Origin of the sequence: Parafrankia sp. EUN1f (genome assembly GCF_000177675.1) — a bacterium.
Taxonomy (GTDB): Bacteria; Actinomycetota; Actinomycetes; order Frankiales; family Frankiaceae; genus Parafrankia.
The window spans coordinates 1-26031 of record NZ_ADGX01000067.1 but is presented as its reverse complement, the minus strand read 5'-3'; the positions used below and the strand labels follow the sequence as shown (position 1 = coordinate 26031).

General features: G+C 72.1%; 23 protein-coding genes. 20 read left to right on the top strand and 3 right to left on the bottom strand.

The window, feature by feature from the left end; genetic code table 11:
- Positions 1 to 39: 39 nt before the first annotated feature.
- The 5 genes from proC (at position 40) to FREUN1FDRAFT_RS20335 (ending at position 4670) form a co-directional block, all read left to right on the top strand.
- A complete protein-coding gene (gene proC, locus FREUN1FDRAFT_RS20350) occupies positions 40 to 876 on the top strand; it encodes a pyrroline-5-carboxylate reductase (protein WP_035952611.1) in 837 nt (278 codons plus the stop codon).
- A gap of 123 nt (positions 877 to 999) precedes the next feature.
- Positions 1000 to 1098 (top strand): 30S ribosomal protein bS22, encoded by a 99-nt coding sequence (locus FREUN1FDRAFT_RS41685; protein WP_003948845.1) that lies wholly within the window; start codon positions 1000 to 1002, stop codon positions 1096 to 1098.
- Positions 1099 to 1423: 325 nt separating this feature from the next.
- Positions 1424 to 2260, top strand: a complete 837-nt coding sequence (locus tag FREUN1FDRAFT_RS20345; RefSeq protein ID WP_157475066.1) for an S-adenosyl-l-methionine hydroxide adenosyltransferase family protein — start codon at positions 1424 to 1426, stop codon at positions 2258 to 2260.
- Between the two features lie 248 nt (positions 2261 to 2508).
- Complete coding sequence (locus tag FREUN1FDRAFT_RS20340; RefSeq protein ID WP_006542044.1) at positions 2509 to 3552, top strand: NAD-dependent epimerase/dehydratase family protein; 1044 nt, start codon at positions 2509 to 2511, stop codon at positions 3550 to 3552.
- 32 nt (positions 3553 to 3584) lie between these two features.
- Entirely contained in the window at positions 3585 to 4670 is a 1086-nt protein-coding gene (locus FREUN1FDRAFT_RS20335) for a lysophospholipid acyltransferase family protein (protein WP_006542043.1), read from the top strand.
- 44 nt (positions 4671 to 4714) lie between these two features.
- Here FREUN1FDRAFT_RS20335 and FREUN1FDRAFT_RS20330 read toward each other — a convergent pair whose 3' ends face one another.
- Together FREUN1FDRAFT_RS20330 and FREUN1FDRAFT_RS20325 are read right to left on the bottom strand one after the other, a co-directional pair.
- Complete coding sequence (locus FREUN1FDRAFT_RS20330; RefSeq protein ID WP_006542042.1) at positions 4715 to 5599, bottom strand: HAD family phosphatase; 885 nt, start codon at positions 5597 to 5599, stop codon at positions 4715 to 4717.
- Between the two features lie 208 nt (positions 5600 to 5807).
- A complete protein-coding gene (locus tag FREUN1FDRAFT_RS20325) occupies positions 5808 to 6605 on the bottom strand; it encodes a sigma-70 family RNA polymerase sigma factor (protein ID WP_006542041.1) in 798 nt (265 codons plus the stop codon).
- Between the two features lie 379 nt (positions 6606 to 6984).
- On the opposite strand from FREUN1FDRAFT_RS20325, the gene FREUN1FDRAFT_RS46550 reads away from it, so the two are divergent.
- The 14 genes from FREUN1FDRAFT_RS46550 to ccsB all read left to right on the top strand — a co-directional run bounded on the left by FREUN1FDRAFT_RS46550 (position 6985) and on the right by ccsB (position 23405).
- Positions 6985 to 7305: a glutaredoxin family protein gene (locus FREUN1FDRAFT_RS46550; protein WP_255348221.1), complete on the top strand. Its 321-nt coding sequence runs from the start codon at positions 6985 to 6987 to the stop codon at positions 7303 to 7305.
- 218 nt (positions 7306 to 7523) lie between these two features.
- Positions 7524 to 8480, top strand: coding sequence for a redox-sensing transcriptional repressor Rex (locus tag FREUN1FDRAFT_RS20315; protein ID WP_006542039.1), 957 nt, complete (start codon positions 7524 to 7526; stop codon positions 8478 to 8480).
- Positions 8477 to 9907: a glutamyl-tRNA reductase gene (locus FREUN1FDRAFT_RS20310; RefSeq protein ID WP_006542038.1), complete on the top strand. Its 1431-nt coding sequence runs from the start codon at positions 8477 to 8479 to the stop codon at positions 9905 to 9907. Before FREUN1FDRAFT_RS20315 ends, FREUN1FDRAFT_RS20310 begins: the two co-directional genes overlap by 4 nt.
- Positions 9904 to 11091: a hydroxymethylbilane synthase gene (gene hemC, locus FREUN1FDRAFT_RS20305; RefSeq protein ID WP_006542037.1), complete on the top strand. Its 1188-nt coding sequence runs from the start codon at positions 9904 to 9906 to the stop codon at positions 11089 to 11091. Before FREUN1FDRAFT_RS20310 ends, hemC begins: the two co-directional genes overlap by 4 nt.
- Positions 11092 to 11093: 2 nt before the next feature.
- The gene (locus FREUN1FDRAFT_RS20300; RefSeq protein WP_006542036.1) at positions 11094 to 12914 is read left to right on the top strand and encodes a uroporphyrinogen-III synthase; all 1821 of its coding nucleotides are present in this window, start codon (positions 11094 to 11096) and stop codon (positions 12912 to 12914) included.
- The gene (gene hemB / locus FREUN1FDRAFT_RS20295; RefSeq protein ID WP_006542035.1) at positions 12911 to 13975 is read left to right on the top strand and encodes a porphobilinogen synthase; all 1065 of its coding nucleotides are present in this window, start codon (positions 12911 to 12913) and stop codon (positions 13973 to 13975) included. Before FREUN1FDRAFT_RS20300 ends, hemB begins: the two co-directional genes overlap by 4 nt.
- A gap of 317 nt (positions 13976 to 14292) precedes the next feature.
- Positions 14293 to 14517 carry a heavy-metal-associated domain-containing protein gene (locus tag FREUN1FDRAFT_RS20290; RefSeq protein WP_006542034.1) on the top strand — a complete coding sequence of 75 codons (225 nt, stop codon included), beginning with the start codon at positions 14293 to 14295 and terminating at the stop codon, positions 14515 to 14517.
- 628 nt (positions 14518 to 15145) lie between these two features.
- Positions 15146 to 16498, top strand: a complete 1353-nt coding sequence (gene hemL / locus FREUN1FDRAFT_RS20285; protein ID WP_006542033.1) for a glutamate-1-semialdehyde 2,1-aminomutase — start codon at positions 15146 to 15148, stop codon at positions 16496 to 16498.
- Positions 16495 to 17139, top strand: a complete 645-nt coding sequence (locus FREUN1FDRAFT_RS20280) for a histidine phosphatase family protein (protein WP_006542032.1) — start codon at positions 16495 to 16497, stop codon at positions 17137 to 17139. The genes hemL and FREUN1FDRAFT_RS20280 overlap by 4 nt, the downstream gene beginning before the upstream one ends.
- Positions 17140 to 17158: 19 nt before the next feature.
- Positions 17159 to 18163, top strand: coding sequence for a methyltransferase domain-containing protein (locus tag FREUN1FDRAFT_RS20275; protein WP_006542031.1), 1005 nt, complete (start codon positions 17159 to 17161; stop codon positions 18161 to 18163).
- A 293-nt stretch (positions 18164 to 18456) separates the two neighbouring features.
- Positions 18457 to 19017 (top strand): TlpA disulfide reductase family protein, encoded by a 561-nt coding sequence (locus tag FREUN1FDRAFT_RS20270; protein ID WP_006542029.1) that lies wholly within the window; start codon positions 18457 to 18459, stop codon positions 19015 to 19017.
- Between the two features lie 7 nt (positions 19018 to 19024).
- A complete protein-coding gene (locus FREUN1FDRAFT_RS20265) occupies positions 19025 to 20035 on the top strand; it encodes a cytochrome c biogenesis CcdA family protein (protein WP_006542028.1) in 1011 nt (336 codons plus the stop codon).
- Positions 20032 to 22227 (top strand): cytochrome c biogenesis protein ResB, encoded by a 2196-nt coding sequence (locus tag FREUN1FDRAFT_RS20260; protein ID WP_006542027.1) that lies wholly within the window; start codon positions 20032 to 20034, stop codon positions 22225 to 22227. The genes FREUN1FDRAFT_RS20265 and FREUN1FDRAFT_RS20260 overlap by 4 nt, the downstream gene beginning before the upstream one ends.
- On the top strand, positions 22227 to 23405 hold the full coding sequence (gene ccsB, locus FREUN1FDRAFT_RS20255) for a c-type cytochrome biogenesis protein CcsB (protein ID WP_006542026.1): 1179 nt from the start codon (positions 22227 to 22229) through the stop codon (positions 23403 to 23405). The genes FREUN1FDRAFT_RS20260 and ccsB overlap by 1 nt, the downstream gene beginning before the upstream one ends.
- Before the next feature lie 369 nt (positions 23406 to 23774).
- Here ccsB and FREUN1FDRAFT_RS20250 read toward each other — a convergent pair whose 3' ends face one another.
- Positions 23775 to 24194 carry a PLD nuclease N-terminal domain-containing protein gene (locus FREUN1FDRAFT_RS20250; protein WP_006542025.1) on the bottom strand — a complete coding sequence of 140 codons (420 nt, stop codon included), beginning with the start codon at positions 24192 to 24194 and terminating at the stop codon, positions 23775 to 23777.
- 394 nt (positions 24195 to 24588) lie between these two features.
- Between FREUN1FDRAFT_RS20250 and FREUN1FDRAFT_RS20245 the strand changes: the two genes are divergently transcribed.
- Positions 24589 to 26013, top strand: a complete 1425-nt coding sequence (locus FREUN1FDRAFT_RS20245; protein WP_006542024.1) for a menaquinone biosynthesis decarboxylase — start codon at positions 24589 to 24591, stop codon at positions 26011 to 26013.
- Positions 26014 to 26031: the final 18 nt, after the last annotated feature.

Genomic DNA, 26031 nt, shown 5'->3' with positions numbered 1-26031 from the left:
GGGCGGTGGCGGATCGGTGGTGAAGGGGAGTGAGTGGTGGTGCAGGGCAGTAGCGTTCTGGCGATCGTCGGGGTCGGGCGCCTTGGCGGTGCGCTGATGTCCGGGCTGCTGGGGGCCGGGCGCGCGCCGTCCGAGGTGCTCGCCGCGGAGCGCGATCCGGGCCGGGCCGCGCAGGTCGCCGCGGAGTACGGCGTCGAGGTGCTTGACCCGCCGGCGGCCGTCGCGGCGGCCGGAACCGTCGTGCTGGCCGTCAAGCCGCAGGACATGGGAAGCGTCCTGGACCAGATAAGCGCGCACATCAAGCCCGGCACGCTGGTGGTCTCCGTCGCGGCCGGGGTGTCGTCGTCCTTCGTCGCGCAGCGTCTGCCGGCGGGCACACCCGTCGTGCGGGTCATGACGAACACGCCGCTGCTCGTGAACGAGGCGATGTCGGCCCTGTGCGCCGGGCCGGGCGCGGGTGACGAGCACCTGCTGACCGTCGAGGAGATGCTCCGCCCGGTCGGCCGGGTGGTCAGGGTGAGCGAGAGCCAGCTCGACGCGGTGACAGCGTTGTCCGGCAGCGGTCCGGCCTACTTCTTCTACCTGATCGAGGCGATGATCGAGGGCGGGGTGCTGCTGGGCCTCCCACGGGCACTGGCGGCCGAGCTGGTGGTGCAGACCGCCGCCGGGTCCGCGCTGATGGCCCGCGGCGGTGCGGGGGACGGTTCCGGTGCGTCCGGTGCGGAGCATCCGTCGCTGCTGCGTGAGGCGGTCACCTCCCCGGGCGGGACCACCATCGCGGCCCTGCGGGAGTTCGACCGCGCCGCCGTGCGTGCCGCCGTGCTGGACGCGGTGGAGGCCGCGTGCGCCCGCTCCCGCGAGCTCGGTGCGTCCTGACGGCGAATCGGTGGTTGCCAGGCCGGCATCGCCGGCACTGGTACCGTGCACCGGTTGCCGGGCCACACGGTTTCGACGGGTAGGCTCGCTCGGAAAAACATCTTCAACAGATCGGTCGGGTACGTGGGTTCCGTAATCAAGAAGCGTCGCAAGCGTATGGCCAAGAAGAAGCACCGCAAGCTGCTCAAGCGGACACGGGTCCAGCGCCGCAACAAGAAGTAGCACTCGCGGGGGGCGACCCAGGCCGGCAACCGACCCGCGGGCGGCCCGCGGCCGCCGGGCGGTGCCGGTCTCGGTGGTCCCGGCGGTCGCTTGGCGCGCCCCCGGGCGGGGCTGCTGTCGCCCCCCTGCCGTCGCCCTCTGGTCGTCGCCCTCCGCCTGGTGTCGCGGAGCGACTCGCGGGCGGCCGGCAGCCGTGTAACGAGGCTGTTTCACTCCGTGTGCTCGTTCGTGCCGATGTGGTGACCGTATGGCACCCTGGTCGCGTGGCCGGCAACGGCGCCGGCCGGGCGCAGGGGGTCCTATGGCCAGCGGGTGGATCACGTTCATGTCGGACTACGGAGTGGACGGCGCCTGCGTCGGTGTCTGCCATGGGATCATCGCCAGGCACGCGCCCGAGGCGCGGGTGCTGGACCTGTGCCACTCCATCGAGCCGCAGGACGTCGGCCAGGCGGCGGTGACTTTGGTGGGTGCGGTCGGCTACCTCCCGTCCGGAATCCATCTCGTCGTCGTCGAGCAGCTCGATGCCAGCGGATACACGCGTGGCATCGTCGTGCGCACCGCTGAGGGCTCGCTGTTCGTCGTGCCCGACAACGGGGTCGCCTCGCTGGGCTGGGAGCTGCTCGGCGGGGTCGAGGAGGCCTACGAGATCTCCAACCCGGACCTGTGGCTGCCCCTGCCGACGGCGGTGTTCCGTGGTCGGGACGTGTATGCGCCGGTCGCGGCCCGACTGGCGGTCGGGCTGTCCCCTGCCGATGTCGGCCCCCGGCTCGACCCCGACGAACTGGTGGTCGTGGAGCCGCGCGGATGCCATGTCGACGACGACCACGTCCACGGCGAGGTGGTCTCGGTGGACCACTTCGGGAACCTCTCGCTCAACATGACCCGGTCCGAGCTCGAGGCCGCCGGGGTGCTGCTCGGCGATCCGGTGGAGGTCCGGGCGGACGCCCGGAAGCTCACCATGCCGTTCACCCACACCTACGGCGAGGTCGCGCCCGGCGAGCCGGCGCTCTGTGAGGACGCGCTGCGCCAGGTCATGATCGCGGTGAACTGCGGTCGGGCGGCGGAGGTGCTGCGGCTGCGGCGCGGTGACGCGGTCGTGGTCGCCCAGGTGCCCCGCAACGGTCCGCGTCCCGCCGCGGTCGCGGCCCGCGGCCGGCGGTGATCCGCCGACCCCGCCGACCCCAGCGGCGTCAGCGGCATCAGCGGCGCCTCATCTCGACGCCGTCCCAAGCTCTGACGTCAGTGGTCGGACGAGGGCGCCGCGGGGACGGGATCGACATCTGGCTACTCTAGGTATTGATCTGGAAGTTTTTTGTGACGCTGTGCAGCTGGCGGGGTCGCATCCGGCGTACGATGGCCCCGCAAGTCCGTCCGCCGGTCGACTTGGGGAGCTTTGCGCGGGAGGCGTCCATGAGGCCACGTCGCGTGCTTGTGACGGGGGTGTCACGCCCGCTGGGCGCCGAGATGGCACTGGCGCTGGCCGCTGATCCCGAAATCGTCGACGTGGTCGGTGTCGACACGATCGCGCCGGCGGAGGATCTGGGGCGGACCCAGTTCGTCCGGGTGGACATCCGCAATCCCCTGATCGCGAAGGTGATCTCCACTGCGGCGATCGACACCGTCCTGCATCTGAGCGTGCTCGCCACGCCGCTGGGCGCCGGCGGGCGCGCGGCGATGAAGGAGATCAACGTCATCGGGACGATGCAGCTTCTCGCGGCCTGCCAGAAGGCGCCCGGGGTGCGGAAGCTGGTGGTCAAGTCCACGACGTCGATCTACGGCTCGTCCCCGCGGGATCCGGCGCTGTTCACCGAGGAGATGGAGCCGCGCGGCTTTCCCGGTGGCGGGTACGCCAAGGACGCGGTCGAGGTCGAGGGCTATGTTCGCGGCTTCGGTCGCCGGCGGCCCGATATCGCCGTGACGGTGCTTCGGCTGGCGAACGTGCTCGGCCCGGGAGTCGACTCCCCGCTCGCCCGTTATCTCGACCTGCCGGTGGTTCCGACCGTTCTCGGCTTCGATCCCCGCATCCAGCTGCTGCACGCCGAGGACGCGATGGCCGTCCTGATGAAGGCCACCCGGGAGGACCACGCGGGAACTTTCAACGTCGCCGGTGACGGCGTGCTCCTGCTGTCGCAGGCGATCAGGCGGGCCGGGCGTCCGCCGCTGCCGATTCCCTTTCCGGCGATCGGGTCACTGGGCAACATCGCGCGCCGCCTGCGGCTCGTCGACTTCTCGTCCGAGCAGCTCGGCTTTCTCGCGCACGGGCGCGCGGTGGACACCACGAAGCTCAAGGAAGTGTTCGGGTACGTTCCGCGGTACTCGACCGTCGCGACGTTCGACAGCTTCGTGCATGACCGGGAGCTGCGGTTCACCATCGACCACGAACTCGTCGAGCGGGTCGAACACGGCCTTCGCGGCCTGCTGGCCGGCCACCGGCCCGCGGGAACGTCTCGATGACCGCACGCCCGCGACCGGTGAGAGGGGCGGAGATGCCGTTGACACCGCACGGACGGACCGACTCGAACGGGCGGTCCGACTCGAACGGCAGGGGCGGCGCGGTCGGCCTAAGCGTGGTCGGTACCGGCGAGGAGCCCGACGAGGGCAACGCCGGGACGAGCTCGGCCGAGACCGAGGCTGAGGCCGGTGCGGAGGCCGGCGCCGAGGCCGAGGCGGAGAGCGGCACCGAGACCGGCGCCGGCGCCGGGGCGGGTTCCGGCGATCCGCCGGCCGATGCCGGTGAGCTGGAGCGGGTCCTGGCCGAACTGCTGGCCTTCCTCCGCCGCCGGATCACCGGGGACTACACGGTCGACGAGCACGGATTCGACGTCGATCTCACCGAGCATGTCGTGGCGCCGCTGCTGCGCCCGATCTACCGCAGCTATTTCCGGGTCGAGACCCGCGGCCTGGAGAACATTCCGGACCGGGGCGGGGCGCTCGTCGTGTCGAACCACTCCGGGACGCTTCCGCTGGACGCGCTGATGACCGCCTTGGCGGTCCTCGACCATCACCCGGCCCACCGCCACCTGCGGATGCTGGCCGCCGACCTGGTCTTCGCCGTTCCGTTCCTGGCTCCGCTGGCCCGAAAGACCGGCAACACGCTGGCCTGCCACGCGGACGCCGAACGCCTGCTGGGCGCGGGTCATCTCGTCGGGGTGTGGCCGGAGGGCTTCAAAGGCATCGGCAAGCCGTTCAGCGAGCGTTACAAGCTCCAGCGCTTCGGCCGCGGTGGTTTCGTCTCGGCGGCGCTGCGTTCCGGTGCGCCGATCATTCCCTGCACCGTGGTCGGCGCGGAGGAGATCTATCCGATGGTCGGTAACGCCCGGACCCTCGCGAGGGTGCTGGGGCTGCCCTACGTGCCGATCACGCCGACGTTTCCGTGGCTGGGTCTGCTCGGCCTGCTCCCGCTGCCGAGTAAATGGATCATCGAGTTCGGTGAGCCGGTGGACACGAGCCAGTACACCGCCGCGGCGGCCGAGGACCCGATGCTCGTCTTCGAGCTCAACGACCGCATTCGCGAGACGATTCAGCACACGTTGTACGGCCTGCTGATGCAGCGTCGGTCAGTGTTCTTCTGACCCGAATCCCGGAATTCGGGTCAGCCGAGGTCCGCGAGTCCCGTTCAGGTTCCGCCGTAGCGGCGGCGCAGAGCCATTCCGGCCGCGACACCGCCACCGAGAGCACCCAGCCCGGCCGCGGTCGGGATGCCGATCCGGGCGGCCTTGCGCGCGGTGCGGAAATCCTTGATCAGCCAGTCCCGTTCCTTGGCGACGGCGCGCAGGTCCGGGTCCGGGTTGATCGCCACCGGATGGCCGACCAGGGAGAGCATCGGAAGATCGTTGATCGAGTCCGAGTAGGCCCAGCACCGCGACAGGTCCAGGCCCTCGCGTTCGGCCAGTGCCCGCACCGCCGCCCCCTTGGCCGGCCCGTGCAGCGGCTCGCCGACCAGGTGCCCGGTGTAGCAGCCGTCCGCCACCTCGCTGACGGTGCCGAGTGCGCCGGTCAGGCTGAGGCGCCGGGCGATGATCGAGGCCAGTTCGACCGGCGTCGCGGTCACGAGCCAGACCCGCTGCCCGGCGTCGAGGTGCTGCTGGGCGAGCGCGTGCGTTCCCGAGTAGATCTGCTGCGCCATCCGCTCGTCGTAGATCTCCTCGCCATAGCGGACGATGTCGGTGACGTTGCGCCCGGCGACGAAGGCAAGGGCGGCCTCGCGGGCGTCCCGCATCCCGTTCGGGTCCTCCAGCCCGCGCAGCCGGTAACTGATGTGCTGCCACCCGAACTTCAGCAGGTCCCGCGAGTCGAAGAAGTCGCGGGCCGCAAGCCCGCGCGCGAAGTAGAAGATCGAGGCGCCGGCCATCATGGTGTTGTCGACGTCGAAGAACGCCGCCGCGGACTCGTCCGGCGGAGCCTTCGCCACTTCCTCGGCGGCGACCTTCAACGCGGCGGTGGCCGCGACCTCGGCCGCCTCCCGGCCATCCAGGTGGTCCTTGCGTCGTCGCACCCTCATGTCATCTCCGCCCCCGTCCGATCACCGTCGCCAGTGGCCTCCGGCCCGGCCCGCCGCGCCTCGCCCGCGGCTGCCCCTGGCAGTGCCTCCGGCTGGCATTGCCTCCGGGCCTCCGGCTGGCAGTGCCTCCGGCCGTCCGGGCTCGTCGAGCGGCGCAGTCAGCCTACGACGTGCGACGGCCCACGGACGGAACGGCTGACCGTGCGGGTCAGTCCCCGCGGGGCGCGGGCAGCTGTCGGGCGAGGGTACGTACGGCCCGCAGCTGCAGCGCTCGCACCGCGCCCTCCTTCTTGTTCATCGCCAGCGCGGTCTCGCGCACGGAGAGCCCCTCGAGGAACCGGAGCGTGACGCACTCCCGCTGCTCGGTGCCCAGCGAGCTCAGCGCCTGGAGCAGCTCCCGCAGCTCGATGGCGGACAGCACGGTGTCCTCCGGCCCGGGGACCACCGTGCCCGAGCCCACCCGCTCGTCGGCGGTCGCCAGCAGGTCGGAGGTCGGGAACTCCAACCGGGCGCGGCCTGAGCGGGCCAGGTCGACGATGTGGTTGCGGGCGATGGTGATCAGCCAGGCGCCGATCTCGCGCCCCTGCCACTCGAAGCTCGAGATCCGGGTCAGGGCCCGGAGAAACGTCTCGGACACCACGTCCTCGGCGACCGCGCGGTTGCCGCCGACGCGGTAGTAGGCATAGCGGAAGACGAGGTCGGCGTGCTGGTCGTAGATGAGCCCGAACGCCTCCCGCTCCCCGCGGCGGGCCCGCCGGACGAGGTCGTCCTCCCCCCGCGGGCCGGCCAGTTCCTCACCGCGGGCGTCGGAAGCCTGGGCGAGCAGGTCGGATGGCTCGACGCTGGTGGTGTTCCCGGCGGTCGCCCGGGCCATGGCCACGGCCGCGCCGAGCAGTGGCAGCAGGCCGAGCAGACGACGGGCCGATGGGTTGCCGGCGCGTGGCCCACCGGCCAGTGGGCTGCCGGCGAGTAGCCCGCTGGGAGTGAGGCACGTCGTGGCGCACATGCGGGCTCCCGAGCGTGGACGTCGCGGGCGGAGACGGTTCGCGGGCGGAGACGGTTTCGCGGGCCGAGCTGATGCCGGAAACGGCCTGGTCACCGTCACCACCATAGCCGCCGGGTAGCTGAGTGTAGCCGGGTCTCCATCCGCGCCAGACCTGGCACCGTCGGCGCGCCTGATTGCCGCCGGGCAGTGGATCGTCACCCGATGGTAGGTAACCGGACGGCGTCGAAGCACTATCGTCGCTGAGGTGATCGACGTCCGTGCACAGATGTCCGAACGGAACCACAGTCGAAGCCCACAGACTCCCCAGGACGGCTCCGCGGTCGGCTCCGCTCCCGGTGAGGGAGGCGGAGCGGGGGAGTCCGGCATTCGGATCGTCCTGGTGACCCGGGCGGGCTGTCATCTGTGTGATGACGCGCGAGTGGTGATTGCGAAAGTGAGCGCCGAGCTCGGTGTCGGCTGGCGGGAGATGGACGCCGATGCCGACCCCGAGACCGCCGACGCCTATGGCGACCGGCTACCGGTGATCCTCGTCGACGGCCGGGAACACGGGTACTGGCGGGTCGAGGAGGAGCGGTTGCGTCGCGCCCTGGCGGGTGACCGCTGGTCGTGGCGGGCCGGGCGGGCCGGGCGGGCCGATGGCTCCCGGCAGCGGGGCGGGTCCGATCGCGATGGTGGACCGAAGGCTCCGAGAACATCGTGAATCACTTCACGAAGTCGTAGAATCGATGCGTCCGCAGACGCGGTCGTCGGCCGTGGTAGCCGCCGGGTCGAGCGTGGACGTCCGGCCGGGCGTGCACGCCCGGTCGGGTGTCGGCAGGCTCGGGTGTCGGCAGGCGGAATGCGTCGGCACGCGGATCTGGTCGGTGCCCAGCGGCACGGCGATCCGTCCGCACTGTCGAGGGATGTCGGGAGCCGCGGATGGGTTCACCACGGCGGGGTACCGGGCGGCTGGCGGGCAGATCGCCGATGCCCGAGGCGACGGTGGCCCGGCTGCCGCTCTACCTGCGTGTGCTGACCGGGCTCGGCGAGCGTGGCGTGGAGACGGTGTCGTCGGACACGTTGGCCGCCGCTGCCGGGGTCACCTCGGCCAAGGTCCGCAAGGACCTCTCCCAGCTCGGATCCTTCGGCACCCGCGGGGTCGGGTACGAGGTCGGCATCCTGCTGGAGTGCATTTCGGCCGAGCTCGGCCTGACCGAAGACCGCTCGGTGGTGCTCGTGGGCGTGGGTAACCTCGGGCATGCACTGGCCGGGTACGGCGGCTTCCACGCCCGCGGGTTCCGGATCGCGGCCCTGGTGGATGCCGATCCGTCCCGGGTGGGCGAGCGGGTCGGTGCGGTCGTCGTCCGTCCGGCCGACGAGCTGGAAGCGGTCATCGAGGACTGCCAGGTGACCATCGGCGTGATCTGTACGCCGGTGGCGGCGGCCCAGGGTGTCTGCGATCGACTCGTCGCAGCGGGCGTGACCAGCATCCTGAATTTCGCCCCTACGGTGCTTTCGGTGCCCGAGGGAGTGGATGTGCGTAAGGTCGACCTTGCCCTGGAGCTGCAGATTCTCTCCTTTCACGAAGCACGTAAACGTCCGTCACCAGGCCTGCCCCCCCGGCCGGGGGTGCGGGCCGTCGGTGGTGAGCCGGGGCCGGGCGGAATCGTGGATGACGAGGCTGGTGAGGTCGTGGGGATGACTCGTCGGGTGCTGTCACCGCCGTCACGGGTGGCGCCGGAGCAGGCTGCGCAGCCGTCGCAGGTTACGCAGCCGTCGCCGGTTACGCAGTCGTCGCAGGTTACGCAGCCGACCCAGGCTGCGCAGGCGACGCCGGCTGCGCGGCCGTCGCGGGTGTCCCTGCCCGTGGTCGCCGGCGGGAGTGAGGCCGAATGAGTCTGCTCGCGGTGGGCCTCAACCACCGGACCGCGCCGACGTCGCTGCTGGAGCTGGCCGCCGTCTCCGCCGACGAGACGCCGAAGGTGCTCCACGACCTGGTGGCCGCTGATCACGTGAGCGAGGCGGTCATCCTCTCCACCTGCAACCGCACCGAGATCTACGCGGAGGTGGAGACCTTCCACGGTGGGCTGGCCGACATCTCGGACCAGCTCAGCCGGGTGTGCGGCGTGCCCATGAACGATCTCGCGGCGCATCTGTACGTCCATCACGAGGCACGTGCGGTCAGCCACCTTTTCTCGGTGGTGTGCGGCCTGGACTCGATGCTCGTCGGCGAGGCCCAGATCCTCGGCCAGGTCCGGGTGGCCTTCCGGGCGGCCCAGGCGGCCGAGGTGACGAGCGGGGCGCTCGGCGCGCTGTTCCAGAACGCGCTGCGGGTGGGTAAGCGGGCCCACAGCGAGACATCCATCGACGCGGCGGGAGCCTCGATCGTCTCGGTGGGTGTCCGGATGGCGGCCTTCGACCTGCAGGCCCGTCGGCCCGACGTGCTCGCCGTGCCCGTCTCGGGCATCGGCACCGATCCCGCCGACGCCGTCGCGGACCTGCTGCGACCCGAGCTCACCGCACCGGTCGAGCTCGCCGACGCGGAACCGCTCGCCGGAGCCCGGGTTCTGATCATCGGCGCGGGCGCGGTCGGCTCGCTGGCGACGCAGACCGTGCGCCGTGCCGGCGCCGGCGAGGTCGTCGTCGCGAACCGGACGGCCGCCCACGCGGCGCGGGTGGCCCAGACCCATGACGCCCGCGCGGTCGGGCTGAGCGACATCGCCCACGAGATCGGTCGGGCGGACCTGGTCATCTCGTCGACCGGGGCGTCCGGGCACGTGGTGAGCCACGACCAGGTCCGCGCGGCCGTCGAGGACCGCGGCGGCCGCCCGCTGGTCTTCCTCGACCTCGCGCTTCCCCGGGACATCGACCCCGCGGTTCGGGAACTTCCCGGGGTCACCCTGATCGACATCGAGGCACTGAGGGTCGCCCTGGACGGGGCGCAGGTCTCCCATGACGTGGAGGCCGTCCGAGCCCTGGTCGCCGCCGAGGTGGGCGGGTTCCTCGACCGGCGGCGCGCGGAGCGGGTCGCCCCGACCGTGGTGGCGCTTCGGGCACACGCGGCGGCTGTGGTGCGCGACGAGCTCGACCGGCTGCGCACCCGCCTGCCCGATCTTGACAACCGTGAGTGGGACATGGTCTCCGGCACGGTGCGCAGAGTCGTCGACAAGCTGCTGCACGCGCCCACTGTGCGGGTGCAGCAGCTCGCGGAGGCGCCGGGCGGTGACAGCTACGCCGAGGCGCTGCGCGAGCTGTTCGACCTTCCACGGGACGTGCCGGCCATTGTCTCCGCACCTGACCTGGATCTGGTGGAGAGAACGTGACAGACACCCGAGAGCCCGACGCCCGATCGCACGCCCGGTCGTTCGCCTGGCTCACACGTCGCCCGCTGCGCCTGGGCACCAGGCGCTCCGCGCTGGCCCTCGCCCAGTCGGGGCACGTGGCCGAGGCACTGCGGGCCCGGCTCGGCTGCCAGGTGGAACTGGTCCCGATCGTGACTGACGGTGACAGGTCGCAGGGGGCGATCAGCCAGATCGGTGGCACGGGCGTCTTTGTGAGCGCGCTTCGTGAGGCGCTGTTGTCCGGCGAGATCGATCTCGCCGTCCACTCGCTCAAGGATCTCCCGACCGCCACCCCGGACGGGCTCGTGCTCGCCGCCGTCCCACCCCGGGTCGACACCCGGGACGTCCTCGTCTCGCCCAGCGGCCGCGGGCTGGTCAAGCTGGGCCCGAACGCGCGTATCGGCACCGGGGCGCCGCGCCGGGCGGCGCAGCTGCGCGCCATGGGGCTCGGTTTCGACGTCGTCCCTATCCGGGGGAACGTCGACACCCGGATCAAGAAGGCCATCGACGGGGAGGTGGACGCCGTCATCCTCGCGCACGCGGGCCTCGCCCGGCTCGACCGCCTCGACGCCGTGACCGAGATCATCCCCTCCGAGGTGATCCTGCCCGCCCCCGGCCAGGGTGCGCTGGCGATCGAGTGCGTCCGGACGGCGGGCACCGCCGTGGCTCCGTTGGCGGGTAGTGCTTTGACGGGTGGTGGGTCGGCTGGTGGTCGGCCGGCGGGCGGTGGGTCGGCTGGTGGTGGGTCGGCTGGTGGCGGGCTGGCGGAAAGCGGACAATCCTACGTCCGGAGCGGACCAGATCTGAGCCAGGCGATCGATGGGGGGCTCGCGGAGCTGCTACGGTTTGTGCTCGACGACGCACCGTCCTCTGTCGCGGTCAGAGCCGAGCGTGCTTTCCTGGCGGGCATCGAAGCCGGTTGTACCGCTCCGGTGGGTGCCCTGGGCCGGGTCCTCCCGAGTACCGGCTCGAGCCCGACCACAGGCGGCGATGGTGCGCCCGCCGTGGGTGACCTCCGCCTGCGGGCGGTGGTCGCGGCGCCGGATGGCAGCAGGGTCCTGCGGTGCGAACTCACCGGTTCTGCCGTCGACCCGGAGGCGCTCGGGCAGCGCCTCGCGGACGAGATGTTGTCCGCCGGAGCACAGACGCTGATGGGAACAAGCTGAGCATGGCCACCCGACGTACCAAGAAGCCCGTGTCCCCGGTCGCCCTGGTGGGCGCCGGACCCCATGATCCGGGGCTGCTCACGGTCCTTGCCGTGGAGACTCTCGCCGCCGCCGACGTGGTGGTCGCGGACCCGGACGTACCGTCGGCCGTGATCGAGTCGTTGTCGGCGGAGGTCCTGAAGATCGGCGACCTCGACGCTCCCAAGCCGGTCCGGGACGCCGAGGCCGCGACCGCCGCGGTCGTGAGCCGGGCGCGGGCCGGGGAGAAGGTCGTCCGGCTGTACGCGTCCGACCCGTGGCTGACGCGGATCGGCGCCGCGGACGCGCAGTCGCTGGCCAAGGCCAAGATTCCCTACCGGGTCGTCCCGGGTGTCTCCACGTCGGCCGCGGTGGCGACCTACGCCGGTGTGGCGCCGGGCTCGCCGGTGACCTTCGCGAGCACGTCGGGTGTCTTCTCGTCCTCGGGTTCGGTGAACAGCGGCTCCCCGTTCGGGGGCAGCGAGCCGGTCGGGCCGCTCACGCCGCCCCCGTTCGGCACCTCCCGCCTCGGCGTCGGCGCGCGGCCGATGTCGGGCCTCGGAGGCGGCCCGCTGGGAGTCGGTGGCGGCTTCGGCGCACCGCTCGGGCTCGGTGCCCCGACCGGTTTCGGCGGCCTCGGTGTGCCCAGCACGCCGGGAGACGTCGACTGGGGCGCACTGGCCGGGGCACCCGGCACGCTGATCGTCACCGCCTCACCCGCCGAGATCGGCAAGGTGGCCACCGCGCTGGTCGAGCACGGGCGCCCAGGTGACACCCCGGTCGCGGTCACCGTGGACGGAACGACCACCGACCAGCGCACCGTCGCCTCGACGCTGGACCGCATCGAGGCGGACGCCGCCCCGATGCTGAACGCTACCGCGACCCCGCCGAGCGAGGTCGTCATCTCGATCGGCCAGGTGGTCGGGTCCCGCCCGAAGCTGTCCTGGTGGGAGACCCGCGCGCTGTTCGGCTGGACGGTGCTGGTGCCCCGTACGAAGGAACAGGCGGCGATCCTCTCCGACTCGCTGCGTGCCCACGGCGCGAGCCCGCTGGAGGTGCCCACGATCGCCGTGGAACCGCCGCGTACCGCCGCCCCCATGGAACGGGCGATCACCGGCCTGGTCTCCGGCCGCTACCAGTGGGTTGCCTTCACCTCGGTCAACGCGGTGAAGGCCGTGCAGGAGAAGGTCGAGGAGCGCAGCCTCGACGCGCGGGCGTTCGCCGGCGTCAAGGTGGCCGCGATCGGTGAGGCGACCGCGGACGCGCTGCGTGCCTTCGGTATCCGGCCCGACCTCATCCCCTCCGGCCAGCAGTCCAGCGAGGGCCTGCTCGAGGACTGGCCCGAGTTCGACGAGTCGCTGGACCTGCTCGACCGGGTGCTGCTGCCGCGTGCCGACATCGCCACCGACACCCTGGTCGCCGGGGTGAAGGACCGCGGCTGGCAGGTCGACGAGGTGACCGCCTACCGCACCGTGCGGGCGGCCCCGCCGCCGGCGCCGATCCGGGAGGCCCTCAAGGGGGGCAGGGTCGACGCGGTCGTGTTCACGTCGTCCTCCACGGTGCGCAACCTGGTCGGCATCGCCGGCAAGCCGCACGAGACGACGGTCATCGCGGTCATCGGCCCGGCGACCGCCGCCACCGCGCAGGAGCTCGGGCTGCGGGTGGACGTCCAGGCCGCTGAGGCGTCCGTGCCGGCGCTGGTGACCGCGCTGGCGGACTTCGCCGCCGAGCACCGGGAGGAGCTCGGGAAGGTCGGCCCGTTGGCCGCGCGGCTGCCCAAGCCGAGGCGAGGCTCCCGGCGGTGAGCGGCACCGGCGGCTTCGGCAGCACCGGCAGCACCGGCAGCACACCCGGGCGCCCGCCCGCGGGTCTTCCCGCCGGCTTCCCGGCGGCACGCCCGCGGCGGCTGCGCCGCGGAGCGGCCCTGCGCCGGATGGTGGCCGATGTGCGCCTGCACCCGGCCGACCTGATCCTGCCGATGTTCGTCCGGGAGGGTGTGACCGAGCCGGTTCCGATCTCGTCGATGCCCGGGGTCGTCCAGCACACCCGCTCGACGCTGCGCAAGGCCGCCGCGGAGGCGGTCTCGGCTGGCGTCGGCGGGATCATCCTGTTCGGCGTGCCCGAGCACAAGGACGCCCGCGGCTCCGCCGCCGACGACCCGGCCGGCATCGTCCAGCTCGCCCTCGCCGATCTGGTGTCCGAGGTCGGCGGCGACATTGTGATCATGGCCGATCTCTGTCTGGACGAGTACACCGACCACGGGCACTGCGGCCTGCTCACCGCTGCGGGCGACGTCGACAACGACGCGACGCTCGAGCGCTACGGCCAGATCGCGCTCGCCCAGGCCGCGGCCGGCGTCGAGATGGTCGCCCCCAGCGGCATGATGGACGGCCAGGTCGCGGCGATCCGGGCCGCGCTCGACGGTGGTGGGCACACCGACATCCCGATCATGGCCTACTCGGCGAAGTACGCCTCCGGCTTCTACGGCCCCTTCCGGGAGGCGGCCCTGTGCGCCCCCCAGTTCGGTGACCGCGCCGGCTACCAGCAGGATCCCGCACGGTCGGTCGGCGAGGCGCTGCGCGAGGTGGCGCTGGACCTGGCCGAGGGCGCGGACGCCGTGATGGTGAAGCCGGCGCTGGCGTACCTGGACATCCTTCGGGCTGTCGCCGACACCGTGGATGTCCCCGTCGCCGCCTACCAGGTCTCCGGGGAGTACGCGATGGTCGAGGCGGCGGCGGCCAACGGGTGGCTCGACCGTGAACGGACCATCCTGGAGACGCTGACCTCGATCCACCGGGCCGGCGCGGACGTCATCCTCACCTACTGGGCGACGGAGGTCGCGGGCCTGCTCGCGAGCCGGGGCTGAGGTCCGTCCGAGCTCCGGCGTCCACCAGGGCATCAACAGGTGCAAACGGGACGCGGAGTCGCTTGGCAATCCGCAAGGAGTGAGGATTTCGGTTGCTGCAGCAGCCAGAATCCTCACTCCTTGCTTGGAAGCGGCGGCGGCAGCGGAAGAGGGCTGAGGCGCACCGCCAGCGGGTGCCGACGCGCCGTGTGTCCGGGCCAACCCCCGGTCGATACCCTACGGGGGGAGGGTATGGGCGTAGGGTTTTCCCCGTCGGCAACCCGCGGTCCCGTGCGGAATCGTCCGGGGCACGCGAGCACATCACGGGAGGCGTCGCCATGTCCGTCACCAGCATCGTGACCACCTACAACGTCACCGGGATGACCTGCGGCCACTGCGCCGCGGCCGTCAGCGAGGAGATCTCCCAGCTGCCGGCGGTGAGCTCGGTCGACATCGAGGTCGCCAGCGGCCGGGTGATCGTGACCAGCACTGGCGAGATCGACGACGCAGCGGTCGGCGCCGCCGTCGCGGAGGCCGGGTACACCCTCGCCGGGCGCGTCTGACCGCCGCGGGCGGAGACTCCGGTGCGGGCGCGGGCGCGGGCGGAGGCGGAGGCTCCGGCGGCGGTTCCGTGAACCGGGGCGGCCCACGGAACCGCCGCCGGTGAAAGCAGCCAGCTCCTACAGGGTGGCTCCTGTGAGGAAGGCCGCTTAGGACAGCCATGCCTGTCGATCACTGTCCGGCGGGCCGTATCGTCGTCCGCGGTCGGCTCTGCCAGCGCATTCGCCTGGCGGGGCGCGGCATCGTCGTTCAGCCGGGTTCGGCGCGGCGGAATATCATCGACCCAGCGGCCGGGCAAGGCTCCTGGCCGTTACCGGACCAGGGCTGCCTGTCGCGGAACCCACGCGGCGTCATCCGCGCGGCTCCCTCGGCGCGTGGAGCGCGGGTGCGCCCTGGCCGTCATGAGCCGCCGCCGGTGGGCGGCCGGGGCAGACCCCCGTCCGCCGGCGGCCTTCGGGTAAGCCAGCCCCGTCACAGGTCTCGCTGCCCTCACCGGCGGATCGGGCCGGCGTGCACGCACCCGCTGCTTTCGGAGGCAGGCCGGCCGCTGGGCGGGCGCGGCCGGGTCGTACCGGATTCGGTTGCCGCGCCGGACGCGTGCCGGCCGGCGAGACCTGCGAGGATCGGAGCATGGTGGTTCCATCTGCCGCACCGGCGTCCGAGGATCTGTTCGAGCGCGCCCAGCGGGTTGTTCCCGGTGGAGTGAACTCTCCGGTACGCGCGTTCCGCGCTGTCGGTGGCACTCCCCGATTCATGGTCGGCGGCCAGGGGGCGCGGCTCGTCGACGCCGACGGCCGGTCCTACATCGACCTGGTCTGCTCCTGGGGGCCGATGATCCTCGGCCACGCCCATCCGGATGTCGTCGCGGCGATCACCACGGCCGCGGCCCGGGGGACCAGCTTCGGCACCCCGACCCCGGGCGAGGTGGAGCTCGCCGAACTCATCGTCGAGCGGATCCGGCCCGTCGAGCAGGTGCGCCTGGTCAACTCGGGCACCGAGGCGACGATGAGTGCGATCCGGCTGGCCAGGGGATTCACCGGCCGGTCCACGGTCGTCAAGTTCGCGGGCTGCTATCACGGCCACGTCGACGCGCTGCTCGCCGCCGCGGGATCCGGCGTGGCGACCCTCGGCCTGCCTGACACCCCGGGCGTCACCGGGGCCTCCACCGCCGACACCATCGTCCTGCCGTACAACGATCTCGAACTGGTCAAGGCGACGTTCGCCGAGCGCGGCGACACCATCGCGGCAGTGATCACCGAGGCCGTCGCCGCGAACATGGGCGTCGTCCCGCCGCTGCCCGGTTTCAACGCCGGTCTGCGGCGCCTGTGCGACGAATACGGCGCCCTGCTGGTGTTCGACGAGGTCATGACGGGATTCCGGCTCTCCCGGGACGGCTGGTGGGGGCTGGAGGGCGCCCAGCAGGGCTGGGAGCCGGACCTGTTCACCTTCGGCAAGGTGATGGGCGGCGGCCTGCCCGCCGCGGCGTTCGGCGGCCGGGCCGACGTGATGGCGCGGCTCGCCCCCGCCGGGCCCGTCTACCAGGCGGGCACTCTTTCCGGAAACCCGCTGGCGGTGGCCGCCGGGCTCGCCACGCTGCGCGCCTGCACCGACGAGGTCTACGCGACCGTCGACGCGCGGGCGGCCGATGTGGCCGGCATCGTCTCCACCGCCCTCACCGAGCAGGGCGTCCCGCACCTGGTCAACAGCGCCGGATCCCTGTTCAGCGTGTTCTTCACCGAGGCGGCAGCGGTCGTGGACTACGCGGGGGCGAAGGAGCAGGCGAGCGAGCGCTACGCGGCCTTCTTCCACACGATGCTCGACGAGGGCATCTACCTTCCGCCGTCGGCGTTCGAGGCGTGGTTCCTCTCGGCGGCCCACGACGACGAGGCGGTCGAACGGATAGCCGCCGCGGCCCCGGCGGCCGCCCGGGCCGCCGCGGCGGTCGCCGTCGGCTCGGAGCCGGCCGGTGGCGGTGCCGCGTGAGCGGGCCGGAGCTCACCACGGTCCATCTCGTCCGGCACGGGGAGGTCTTCAACCCCGAGAAGGTGCTCTACGGCCGGCTGCCCGGCTACCGGCTCTCCGAGACCGGTGAGCGGCAGGCCAAGGTCACCGCGGAGCACCTCGCCGCGCTGGACGTCGCGGTGGTCGTCGCGAGTCCGCTCGAACGGGCCCGGCAGACCGCCACGCCGATCGCGGAAGCCCACGGGGTGGAGCTCCAGATCGACCCGCGGCTGATCGAGAGCCGCAACGCTTTCGAGGGCCGGTCGTTCGAGGCCGGGCCCGCCGTCCTGCGCCACCCCCGGATGTGGAAGCTGCTGCGCAACCCGCTGAAGCCGTCCTGGGGTGAGCCGTACACGGAGATCGCGCAGCGGATGCTGGCCAGCGTCGCCGAGTGGCGGGACGCCTTCCCAGGGCGGCACGTGGTCCTGGTCAGCCATCAGCTGCCGGTGTGGACCGCCCGGCGCGCGCTGGAGGGCCAGCACCTGTGGCATCGCCCGGACCGGCGGCAGTGCGCCCTGGCGAGCGTCACCTCCGCGGTCTACCGGGGCGATCAGCTCGTCCGGGTGGACTACGCCGAGCCCAACGGGCCCACGGGTAACGCGGCCGGCTCCGTCGGCGCCTGACGGCCGGTTCGCCTCGGCGGTGATCCACTCAGCGTTGTGGTGCCTGCGGTGCCCGGTCTGCGCGAGCCCGTTCGCCGGCGCTCCCAGCCCGGCGGGCGCCGACGGTCCGGCGGGAGCCCCGGGTCCGGCGGGAGCACTGGGCCGGGCTGGCGTACCGGGCCTGCCCTCATCCGGCGGGTCCGGGGCGCCTGGAGCGCTCCGTTGCGCCGAAGGCCACTCCTTTGACGTCGAGCGGTCCGGCTACCTGAACCTGCGGACCGGCCGGGCCAGGCGGGTCATCGGGGACACCGCGGAGATGGTCCGTGCCCGGGCGGACTTCCTGGGCCGTGGCCACTTCGCGCCCCTCACCGCCCGGCTCACCCAGCTCGCCCGGCTGACCCACGGCACGAGCCCCGCCCGCCCCACCGGGCCTGCGGCGGGGGCAGCGGCTGGCCCCGAGCTGGCACTCGAGATCGGCGCGGGAACGGCGCACCACCTCGCGGCGATCGTGGACGACTGTCCTGACCGGCTCGGGCTCGCCGCGGACGTCTCGAAGTTCGCGCTGCGCCGGGCGGCCCGGGCCCACCCGCGCATCGGCGCGGTCGCGTTCGACGTCGCGGACCGCTGGCCGCTGCCCGACGCCTCCGTCGACGTCCTGCTCGACGTGTTCGCGCCGCGCAATCTGCCGGAGATGCGCCGGCTGCTGCGGCCCGGCGGCGCGCTGCTCCTGGTGACCCCTGGCGACGATCATCTGGTGGAGCTGCGTGACGCACTCGGGCTGGTCGGCATCCACCCGGGCAAGCGGGACCGCCTGGCGGCGGAGCTGGCCGGCCACTTCGCCCAGCCGACGTCCGAGACGCTGACCTTCACCCTCCACCTGGCCGCGGACGAACTGGTCGAGCTGGCTCGCATGGGCCCCAGCGGCCATCACACCGACGCGGCCGAGCTCCGGCGCCGGCTCGCCACCGCACTGTCACCCGGACGTACCGGGATGGATGTCACAGCCTCGTTCGTCATCGACCACGCGCCGGTGGCCTCAGCCTGACCTCAGGCTGACCAGGATCGCGCCGGCCCGGCGGGCAAAGCCCCACGCCCCAGTGGGCGAAGTCCCACGCACAGTGGCGTCGCGGCGGCCTCGGTGCCGGTCCGGCGGCGGGGAGCGACGAAGGTCCCGGGACGGACGGCCCCGGGTCGGACGGCGAAGCCCCGGCCCATGCGGCCTCCGGGGCACCTACTCTGGGAGACGTAGTTCTACAGTTGGTCGTAGAACTCCGGCGGGTTGAAGGGAGCGGGCTCATCCTCGGCTGGGTGCGGGACACAAGACGGGCACGCGCCACGGTGGCTGGTGCCGTCGCCGCCGTGCTGCTCGCCGGTGGCGGGCTGGCGGCCTGCTCCACCGACGCGAACAAGGTGGACGCCACCGGCGGTGGGGGCTACGGATTCGTCCAACAGGCCCCCGGGCAGGACTTCGTGGCCCCGGCTCAGCGCCGGGCCGCGCCGAAGCTCGCCGGTGAGACCCTCGACGGCGACCAGCTCGACCTCGCTTCCCTGCGCGGCAAACCCGTCGTGCTGAACTTCTGGGCCTCCTGGTGCGCGCCGTGCCGGGCCGAGACCCCGCACCTGGTGACCCTGGCAGCCGACAATCCCGATGTCGCCTTCGTGGGGGTGGACGAGAAGGAGGAGCCTGCCAGCGCCAGGGCGTTCGTCCGCGACTTCAAGGTCACCTACCACAGCGTCATCGACCGGCTGGGCACGCTCGCCGCGGGGTGGCCGATCTCCATCGGGCTGCCGTCGACCCTCGTACTCGACGCCGAGGGCCGCATCGCCGCGCGTTTCACCGGCGGTGTCGTGCCCGAGGACCTCACCAAGATCCTCGCGCAGCTCCGGACGGAGGCCTGACCTCCCGATGGGTGTCGTGGACGTCGTCTCGGACGGACCGCTGCTGATCGCGGCACCCGTCGCCGTCGCGGCCGGGCTGTTGTCCTTCCTGTCGCCCTGCGTCCTGCCCCTGGTGCCCGGCTACCTGTCCTTCATCACCGGCCTGTCGGGTGAGGACCTCCAGCGGCGAGCCGCGCCGGATGATCGAGCCGCGCCGGCGAGCACGGTGCCGGCGAGCACGGTGCCGGCGAGCACGGTGCCGGCGAGCACGGTGCCGGTTCCGGTGGCCGCGGGGGTCTCTGCGGCCGCGGAGGGCTCGGCGGCCGCCACGGTAGCGGCGGTCGACGGGGCCGGCAGCCAGACATCGGTGCCGGCAGGCACGTCGGCGGTGGCCGGTGCGGGCCGCGCCGACCCGTCCCGGTGGCCGCGATGGGTCGGTGACATCCGCCGAGCCGGCCGGGTGACGGCGGGCACCGGATTGTTCGTCCTCGGTTTCAGCATCGTGTTCGTGACCTACGGGGTCGCGTTCGGCGGCCTCGGCCAGTGGCTGAAGGTCCATCAGGTGGGCCTGAGCCAGGTGCTCGGCGCGGTGACGATCGTGATGGGGCTCGGGTTCGCCGGCGTGTTCTCGCGGATGTCGTGGGCCAACCGCGAATGGCGGTTCCACCGTCTGCCCTCGCCCGGGCTTCTCGGCGCCCCCGCTCTCGGGGTGATGTTCGGCCTCGGCTGGGCGCCCTGTATCGGCCCGACCCTAACCGCCGTGCTCGGCCTGGCCGCGACGAGTGCCACCGCCGAGCGCGGGGCCTTCCTCTCCGCCATGTACTGCCTGGGCCTCGGCGTGCCGTTTCTCGTCGTCGGACTCGCCTTCCGCCGCGCCGCAGGAGCACTGCTGGTGGTTCGCCGCCATGCCCGGCTTCTCGCGCTGGCCGGCGGCGCCCTGCTGATCGCGGTCGGAGCGCTTCAGCTCACCGGAGCCTGGACCGACCTCGTCGACCAGCTGCGTCCGTACGCGCCCGGATTCTCGGAGACCCCGCTGTGACCGCACGCCCCACCGCCCCGTCCGGACACGTCGACGGGCTGATGCCAGACGACCCGACGGTGCTGGAAGCACCGGAGGCGTTCGACCCGCCGGCCCCGAGGGACCCGCGAAGCACGCCGTCGCCCGGTGTGGACAGTCCGCCCGCCGTGTCGGACGCGTCCACCGGAACACCGGACGCATCCGACACGGCGGGCAGTCCGTGGGCGCCGCCCGGCACGGCCCCGCCAGGCGCTTCGGCCGCGGGCGCTCCGGCGGCCGGCGGCGTGGCGGCTGGGAACCCCTGGGCTGTGGACACGGCGGGTGCGGGTGCGGGTGCGGGTGCGGCGGGCGCCGGTGCCGCCGCGGGACTGCGGACCCGGTCCGGCGCGGTGGCGCTGCTCGTGCGCTCCTGGCGCCAGCTCACCAGCATGCGCACGGCGCTGGTGCTGCTGTTCCTGCTGGCGTTCGCCGCAGTGTGGGGGTCGCTCTTCCCGCAGCGCAACATCAACCCGATGAGGGTCGAGCAGTACATCGCCGACCATCCCACCATCGCTCCGTGGCTGGAGCGGGTCTCCGCGTTCGGGGTCTTCGGCTCGCCCTGGTTCTCCGCCATCTATCTGCTGCTGTTCATCTCGCTGATCGGCTGCCTGTGGTCACGGGTGATCTGGCATGCCCGGGCGCTGTTCACCGCACCACCGAAGGCGCCGGCCCGCCCGGGTCGGCTGCCCGGCGGCAGCTCCTGGACGAGTTCGCTCGACGCCGCCGAGGCGGTGGCGCGTGCCCGCGTTGTGCTGGGTAAACGCCGCTTCCGGGTCGCGGTCGCCGGTGCTGACGCCCGACGTCCCGACGGAAGCCCCGACCACTCCGCGGCCGCGGAGAAGGGCTTTCTGCGCGAGACCGGCAACCTGGTGTTCCACCTCGCGCTGGTCGCGATGCTGGCCGGTGTGGGACTCGGCTCCTGGTTCGGCTACCAGGGCTCCGTCCTGGTCATCACCGGCAACGGGTTCGCCAACACGCTGATCGCCTACGACACCTACAGCGGCGGCGCGCTGGTCGATCCGGTGGATCTGCCGCCGTTCTCGATGACTCTCGACACCTTCGAGGCGACGTACCAGGACAACGGCCAGCCGGCGGACTTCAGAGCCGACGTCACGTATGCGGCGGACCTCGACTCTCCGAAGAAGACCGCGACGGTGCGGGTCAACCATCCGCTGAAGATCGGCAACGCGAAGATCTATCTGGTCGGCCACGGGTACGCGCCGCACTTCGTCCTGCGTGACAAGTCCGGCGAGGTCGTCTGGGAGTCGTACGTGCCGTGCACCCCCCGCGACGGCATGTTCACCTCGACCTGCACGGTGAAGATTCCCGACACGGGGCTGCCCGCGACCGGCGCGCTCAAGGAGCCGCAGCAGCTCGCGTTCAGCGGCGTGTTCACCCCGACGACGGTGCTCGACCCGGGCCACGGCTACGTCTCGACCTACCCGGCCGCCCGCGCCCCGGGGCTCACCATCACCGGATTCGTCGGCAACCTGCACCTCAACGAGGGCATCCCGCAGAACGTCTACACCGTCGACACCCGGGACATGACCCAGTTCACGATGACCGGGCCGGCCGGCGAGAACCTGATCGCCCAGGTCGTCGCGCCCAACAACCCGAAGCAGCGGACGCTGACCGGCCTGCCGGGCGGGCTGTCTCTCGAGGTGGACGGCGTGCGGGAGTTCGCCACCTTCCAGACCAAGTCCGACCCCTACAAGGGGCTGGTGCTGGGAGCAGCCATAGCGATCATCGCCGGCCTGATCGCGAGCCTGCGGGTGCGGCGGCGGCGGGTGTGGGTGCGGGCGACGCCGCTGGCCGGCGGCGGCTGCACCGTGGAGATCGGCGGGCTGTCCCGCTCGGACGCCCAGGGCTTCGCCACCGAGCTGGCCACCGTCGCCCAGGCGATCCGTGACGACACGGCGCAGGACGAGACGGCGCAGGACGAGACGGCGCAGGGTGAGTCCGCGCCGGACTCGCCGGACGAGACAGCGCCGGACGAGAACGTGCGGGACGAGACCGCGAAGGATCACACCGCGAAAGACCGCACCGCGCGGGATGACGCCGCCGGGGCCGATGCCGTGCCGGGCGAGACCGGCACGGCTGGAACCGGTACGGCCGGAACCGACGCGGCCGGGACGGACGCGGCAACCAGCACCACCAGCGAACGGGAGCCTTGATGCCGGTCAATGAAGGCATGGCGAATCTTTCCGATGTGCTGTTCGGGACCTCGATGGCCGTCTACGCAGTCGGAATGCTCGGCTATGCCGCCGAGTTCGCGTTCAGCCGGCTGGGCCGGGCCGCCGGGCCCGCCACCGCCGAGGAGGCGGCCGCGAAGGACGACGGCGCCGGATCGGTGGAGGTCGCCGGCCCGACGTCCGCTGTGACGAAGCAGGCGGTCCTGGTCGGCGCGGCCTCCACCGGCGGTGGGAGCGACGTCCTGACCCCCGGTTCGTCCGGCGACGGCAGGCCCGGCCTGAAGGCGGGTGGTGCGCTCGACGGGGCCGACGGGGGCTCCCTGTCCCGGCGTCGCGGGGCGGTCGACGAGGACCCCGCCGCCTCCGGGCTGTCGACGTGGATCGGCCGGATCGCGGTCGTCCTGACGATCGTCGGCTGGGCGGCGCACCTCGGCTCGGTGGTCACGCGGGGGATCGCGGCCAGCCGGGTCCCCTGGGGCAACATGTACGAGTTCTCGTCCATGATCTGCCTCATCACGGTGACCGGGTTCCTCGTCCTGATGGCCCGCCAGTCGGTCCGGTGGCTCGGGGTCTTCGTAATGGTCCCGGTCGTGCTCTCGATGGGCTTCGCCGGGACGGTTCTCTACGTGGCCGCGGGCCCGCTCGTCCCGGCGCTGAACTCGTACTGGCTCAAGATCCACGTGGCCGGGGCTATCGTCGCCAGCGGTGTCTTTCTGTTGTCCGCTGTGACGACGGTGCTGTTCCTGCTCAAGGATCGCTGGGAGACTCGCCTGGCCGAGGTCGCTTCCGGCCGGGCCGACACGTCGCGCGCGATGCGCAGCCGTGGTGGCATCGTGATGCGGCTGCCCTCCTCGGCGACGCTCGACACGATCACCTACCGGGTCATCGCCTTCGCGTTCCCGATCTGGACGTTCGCCATCATCGCCGGAGCCATCTGGGCGGAGGCGGCGTGGGGGCGTTACTGGGGCTGGGACCCGAAGGAGACCTGGTCCTTCATCACCTGGGTCATCTACGCGGCCTACCTGCATGCGCGGGCGACGGCCGGGTGGCGTGGGCGGCGGGCCGCGGCGGTCTCGCTGCTGGCGTTCAGCGCCCTGTTCGTCGACTACTACCTGGTCAACCTGGTCATCAACGGCCTGCACTCCTACGCGGGCGTCTGACCCCAGATCTTCGGGCTCCACGGCCACCCACCGGGGGATCCCGCACCATCGCGCAGCGCCGGCAATTCACATCAAGAGCGGCAAAAGGGGCAGAGATTCGCCCGATGACCCGCAAGAGTAAAGGATTTCGGTCGTCGGAACAACCAAAATCCTTCGCACTTGCGACTCGCCAAGCGGGGCTGCCGGGCTACCGAAGGCCCGGTCAGGTTCATGGAGTGTGAATCTCCCCGTCCACCGACCAGCGATCTTGATCGATGCCAGGCTGTGACGGGCTCCAGAACGACCGCGATCCTCAACTCCTGCCCGGCAGCAAGGGCAGCAGGGCGGTGGCCGAGAGGCGCCGAGGGGGCGCCGCCCACCTGCCGGGTTTCAGCCCCGTGCGTTGGGGGGCTCGGTGTCCCCGCCACGAATGCGGTCGGAGAGCTCGCGCAGGAACTCGGGGTCGTCGTCAGGCCCGACGGGGCGGATCGACTGGCGACGCATCTCGGCCCGGGAGAGCCCGGAGCGGCTGTAGCCGGCGGTTCGCCGCTCGGTTCCCCACGGCCCGCGGCCCCCGAACGCCGGGTGGTCCGACGCGCGGTGGCGTTCGTAGCCGGGAACGCCATAGGCGGCCCTCGGCCGACCGAACAGAAACCAGCAGACCGAGCCGAAGAAGAAGAAGACGATCAGCGCGATCAACCAGATCGGCTTGGGCACGACCCGCACGGCCTGGGCGGGTGTGCCGATCACGTCGATGACCGAGAACGCCCAGACACCGATGACCAGGAATGTCAGCGCGAGACCAAGCACAGGTCGACCGCTCCTCTCCCTCACGCCGTGACCGCGTACGCGGCTCGGCTCCCCGTGGCATCGCCGCGCGGCGTGCCCATGGTCGAAGATCTGCCGGTTTCACCCGGCCGCCGCAGGCAGCGCGTGGCCCCGGCTCGGTGACGGCTCCGAGCCCCGGTCACTGACCGTGGCCCCCCAACCGCGCATCGAGGTTCGGCCGGTTCTGTCCCGGATCCATGCGGCCTGAGATGGACGCCTGGTGTGCCCCTAGTGTGCCTCCCGGCCGGATGTCGTGTCCCAGCGGTCGGCGAAGGCGATGTTCACTCGCCGCGAAGGGGGGCGCGTCAGGCGCTTGAAGCGTCTCCAGACAGGGTACGTCCGGCGGCTCCCGGTCGACGCTGCAAAGATGGACGTCATGGCCTGGGCGGATCTCCGCGCGTTTCTGACGCATCTCGACCGCGGCGGCGATCTGCGCCGAGTGCGGGTTCCCGTCGACCCCCGCCTGGAGGTGACGGAGATCGTCACCAGGGTCGTCCGTGCCGGCGGGCCCGCGCTGCTGTTCGAGAAGCCCAAGGGCGCCGACATGCCGCTGGCCATCAACCTCTTCGGCACCGAGGCACGGATGGCGGCGGCGCTCGGCGTCGAGCGCCTGGACGACATCGGCACCCGCATCGGCGAGCTGCTGCGGCCCGAGCTGCCGGTGGGGCTCGGTGGCCTGCGCTCGGCTCTGGGCAAGGCGGCCCAGCTCACCTCGCTGCCGCCCCGCAAGGTCCGGACGGCTCCCTGCCAGGAGGTCGTCCTCAAGGGGTCGGACGTCGATCTGGACCTGCTGCCGGGCGTGCACGCCTGGCCCCGTGACGGCGGGCCGTTCCTGAACCTGGGGCTGACCCACACGAAGCATCCGGAGACCGGCGCGCGCAACCTCGGGATGTACCGGTTGCAGCAGCACGACTCCCGCACGGTGGGGATGCACTGGCAGATCCACAAGGACTCCAACGCGCACCACGCGGTCGCCGAGCGGCGCGGTGAGCGGCTGCCGGTCGCCATCGCGTTCGGCTGTGATCCGGCCGTGACCTACGCCTCCTCGGCGCCGCTGCCGGCCGACATCGACGAGTACCTTTTCGCCGGGTTCCTGCGCCGGGAGCGGGTCGAGATGGTCGACTGCCTGACCGTTCCGCTCCAGGTCCCGGCGAACGCCCAGGTCGTGCTGGAAGGCTGGCTGGAGCCGGGGGAGCGGATCCCCGAGGGCCCCTTCGGCGACCACACCGGCTTCTACACCCCGATCGAGCCGTTCCCCGCCCTGCACATCGACGTGATGACGATGCAGCGCGACCCCGTCTTCCAGAGCATCGTGGTCGGGCGTCCCCCCCAGGAGGACGGGCCGATGGGCAAGGCCACCGAGCGGATCTTCCTGCCACTGATCCGGATGATGATCCCTGAGATCGTCGACTACGACCTGCCCGAGGCCGGGGTCTTCCACAACTGCGCGATCGTGTCGATCGAGAAGCGCTTCCCCAAGCACGCGCAGAAGGTCATGAACGCGGTCTGGGGGGCCGGCCTGCTGTCGCTGTCGAAGCTGATCGTCGTCGTCGACGCCGACTGTGACGTGCACGACTACCACGAGGTGGCCTGGCGGGCCTTCGGCAATGTGGACTACGCGCATGACCTGGTCACCACGGTGGGGCCGGTGGACCACCTCGACCACGCCTCCTACGAGCAGTCGACACCCAGCGGGGCATCATCGACTCCCACTGCGCCACGCCGTACGAAGCCCAGCTGCCGCCGAACGCGCCGCGCCAGATGGTGGCCGTCGCCGGCCGGTGGGGCCTGCAGGTCCTGATCGTTGACGCCGGTGGCG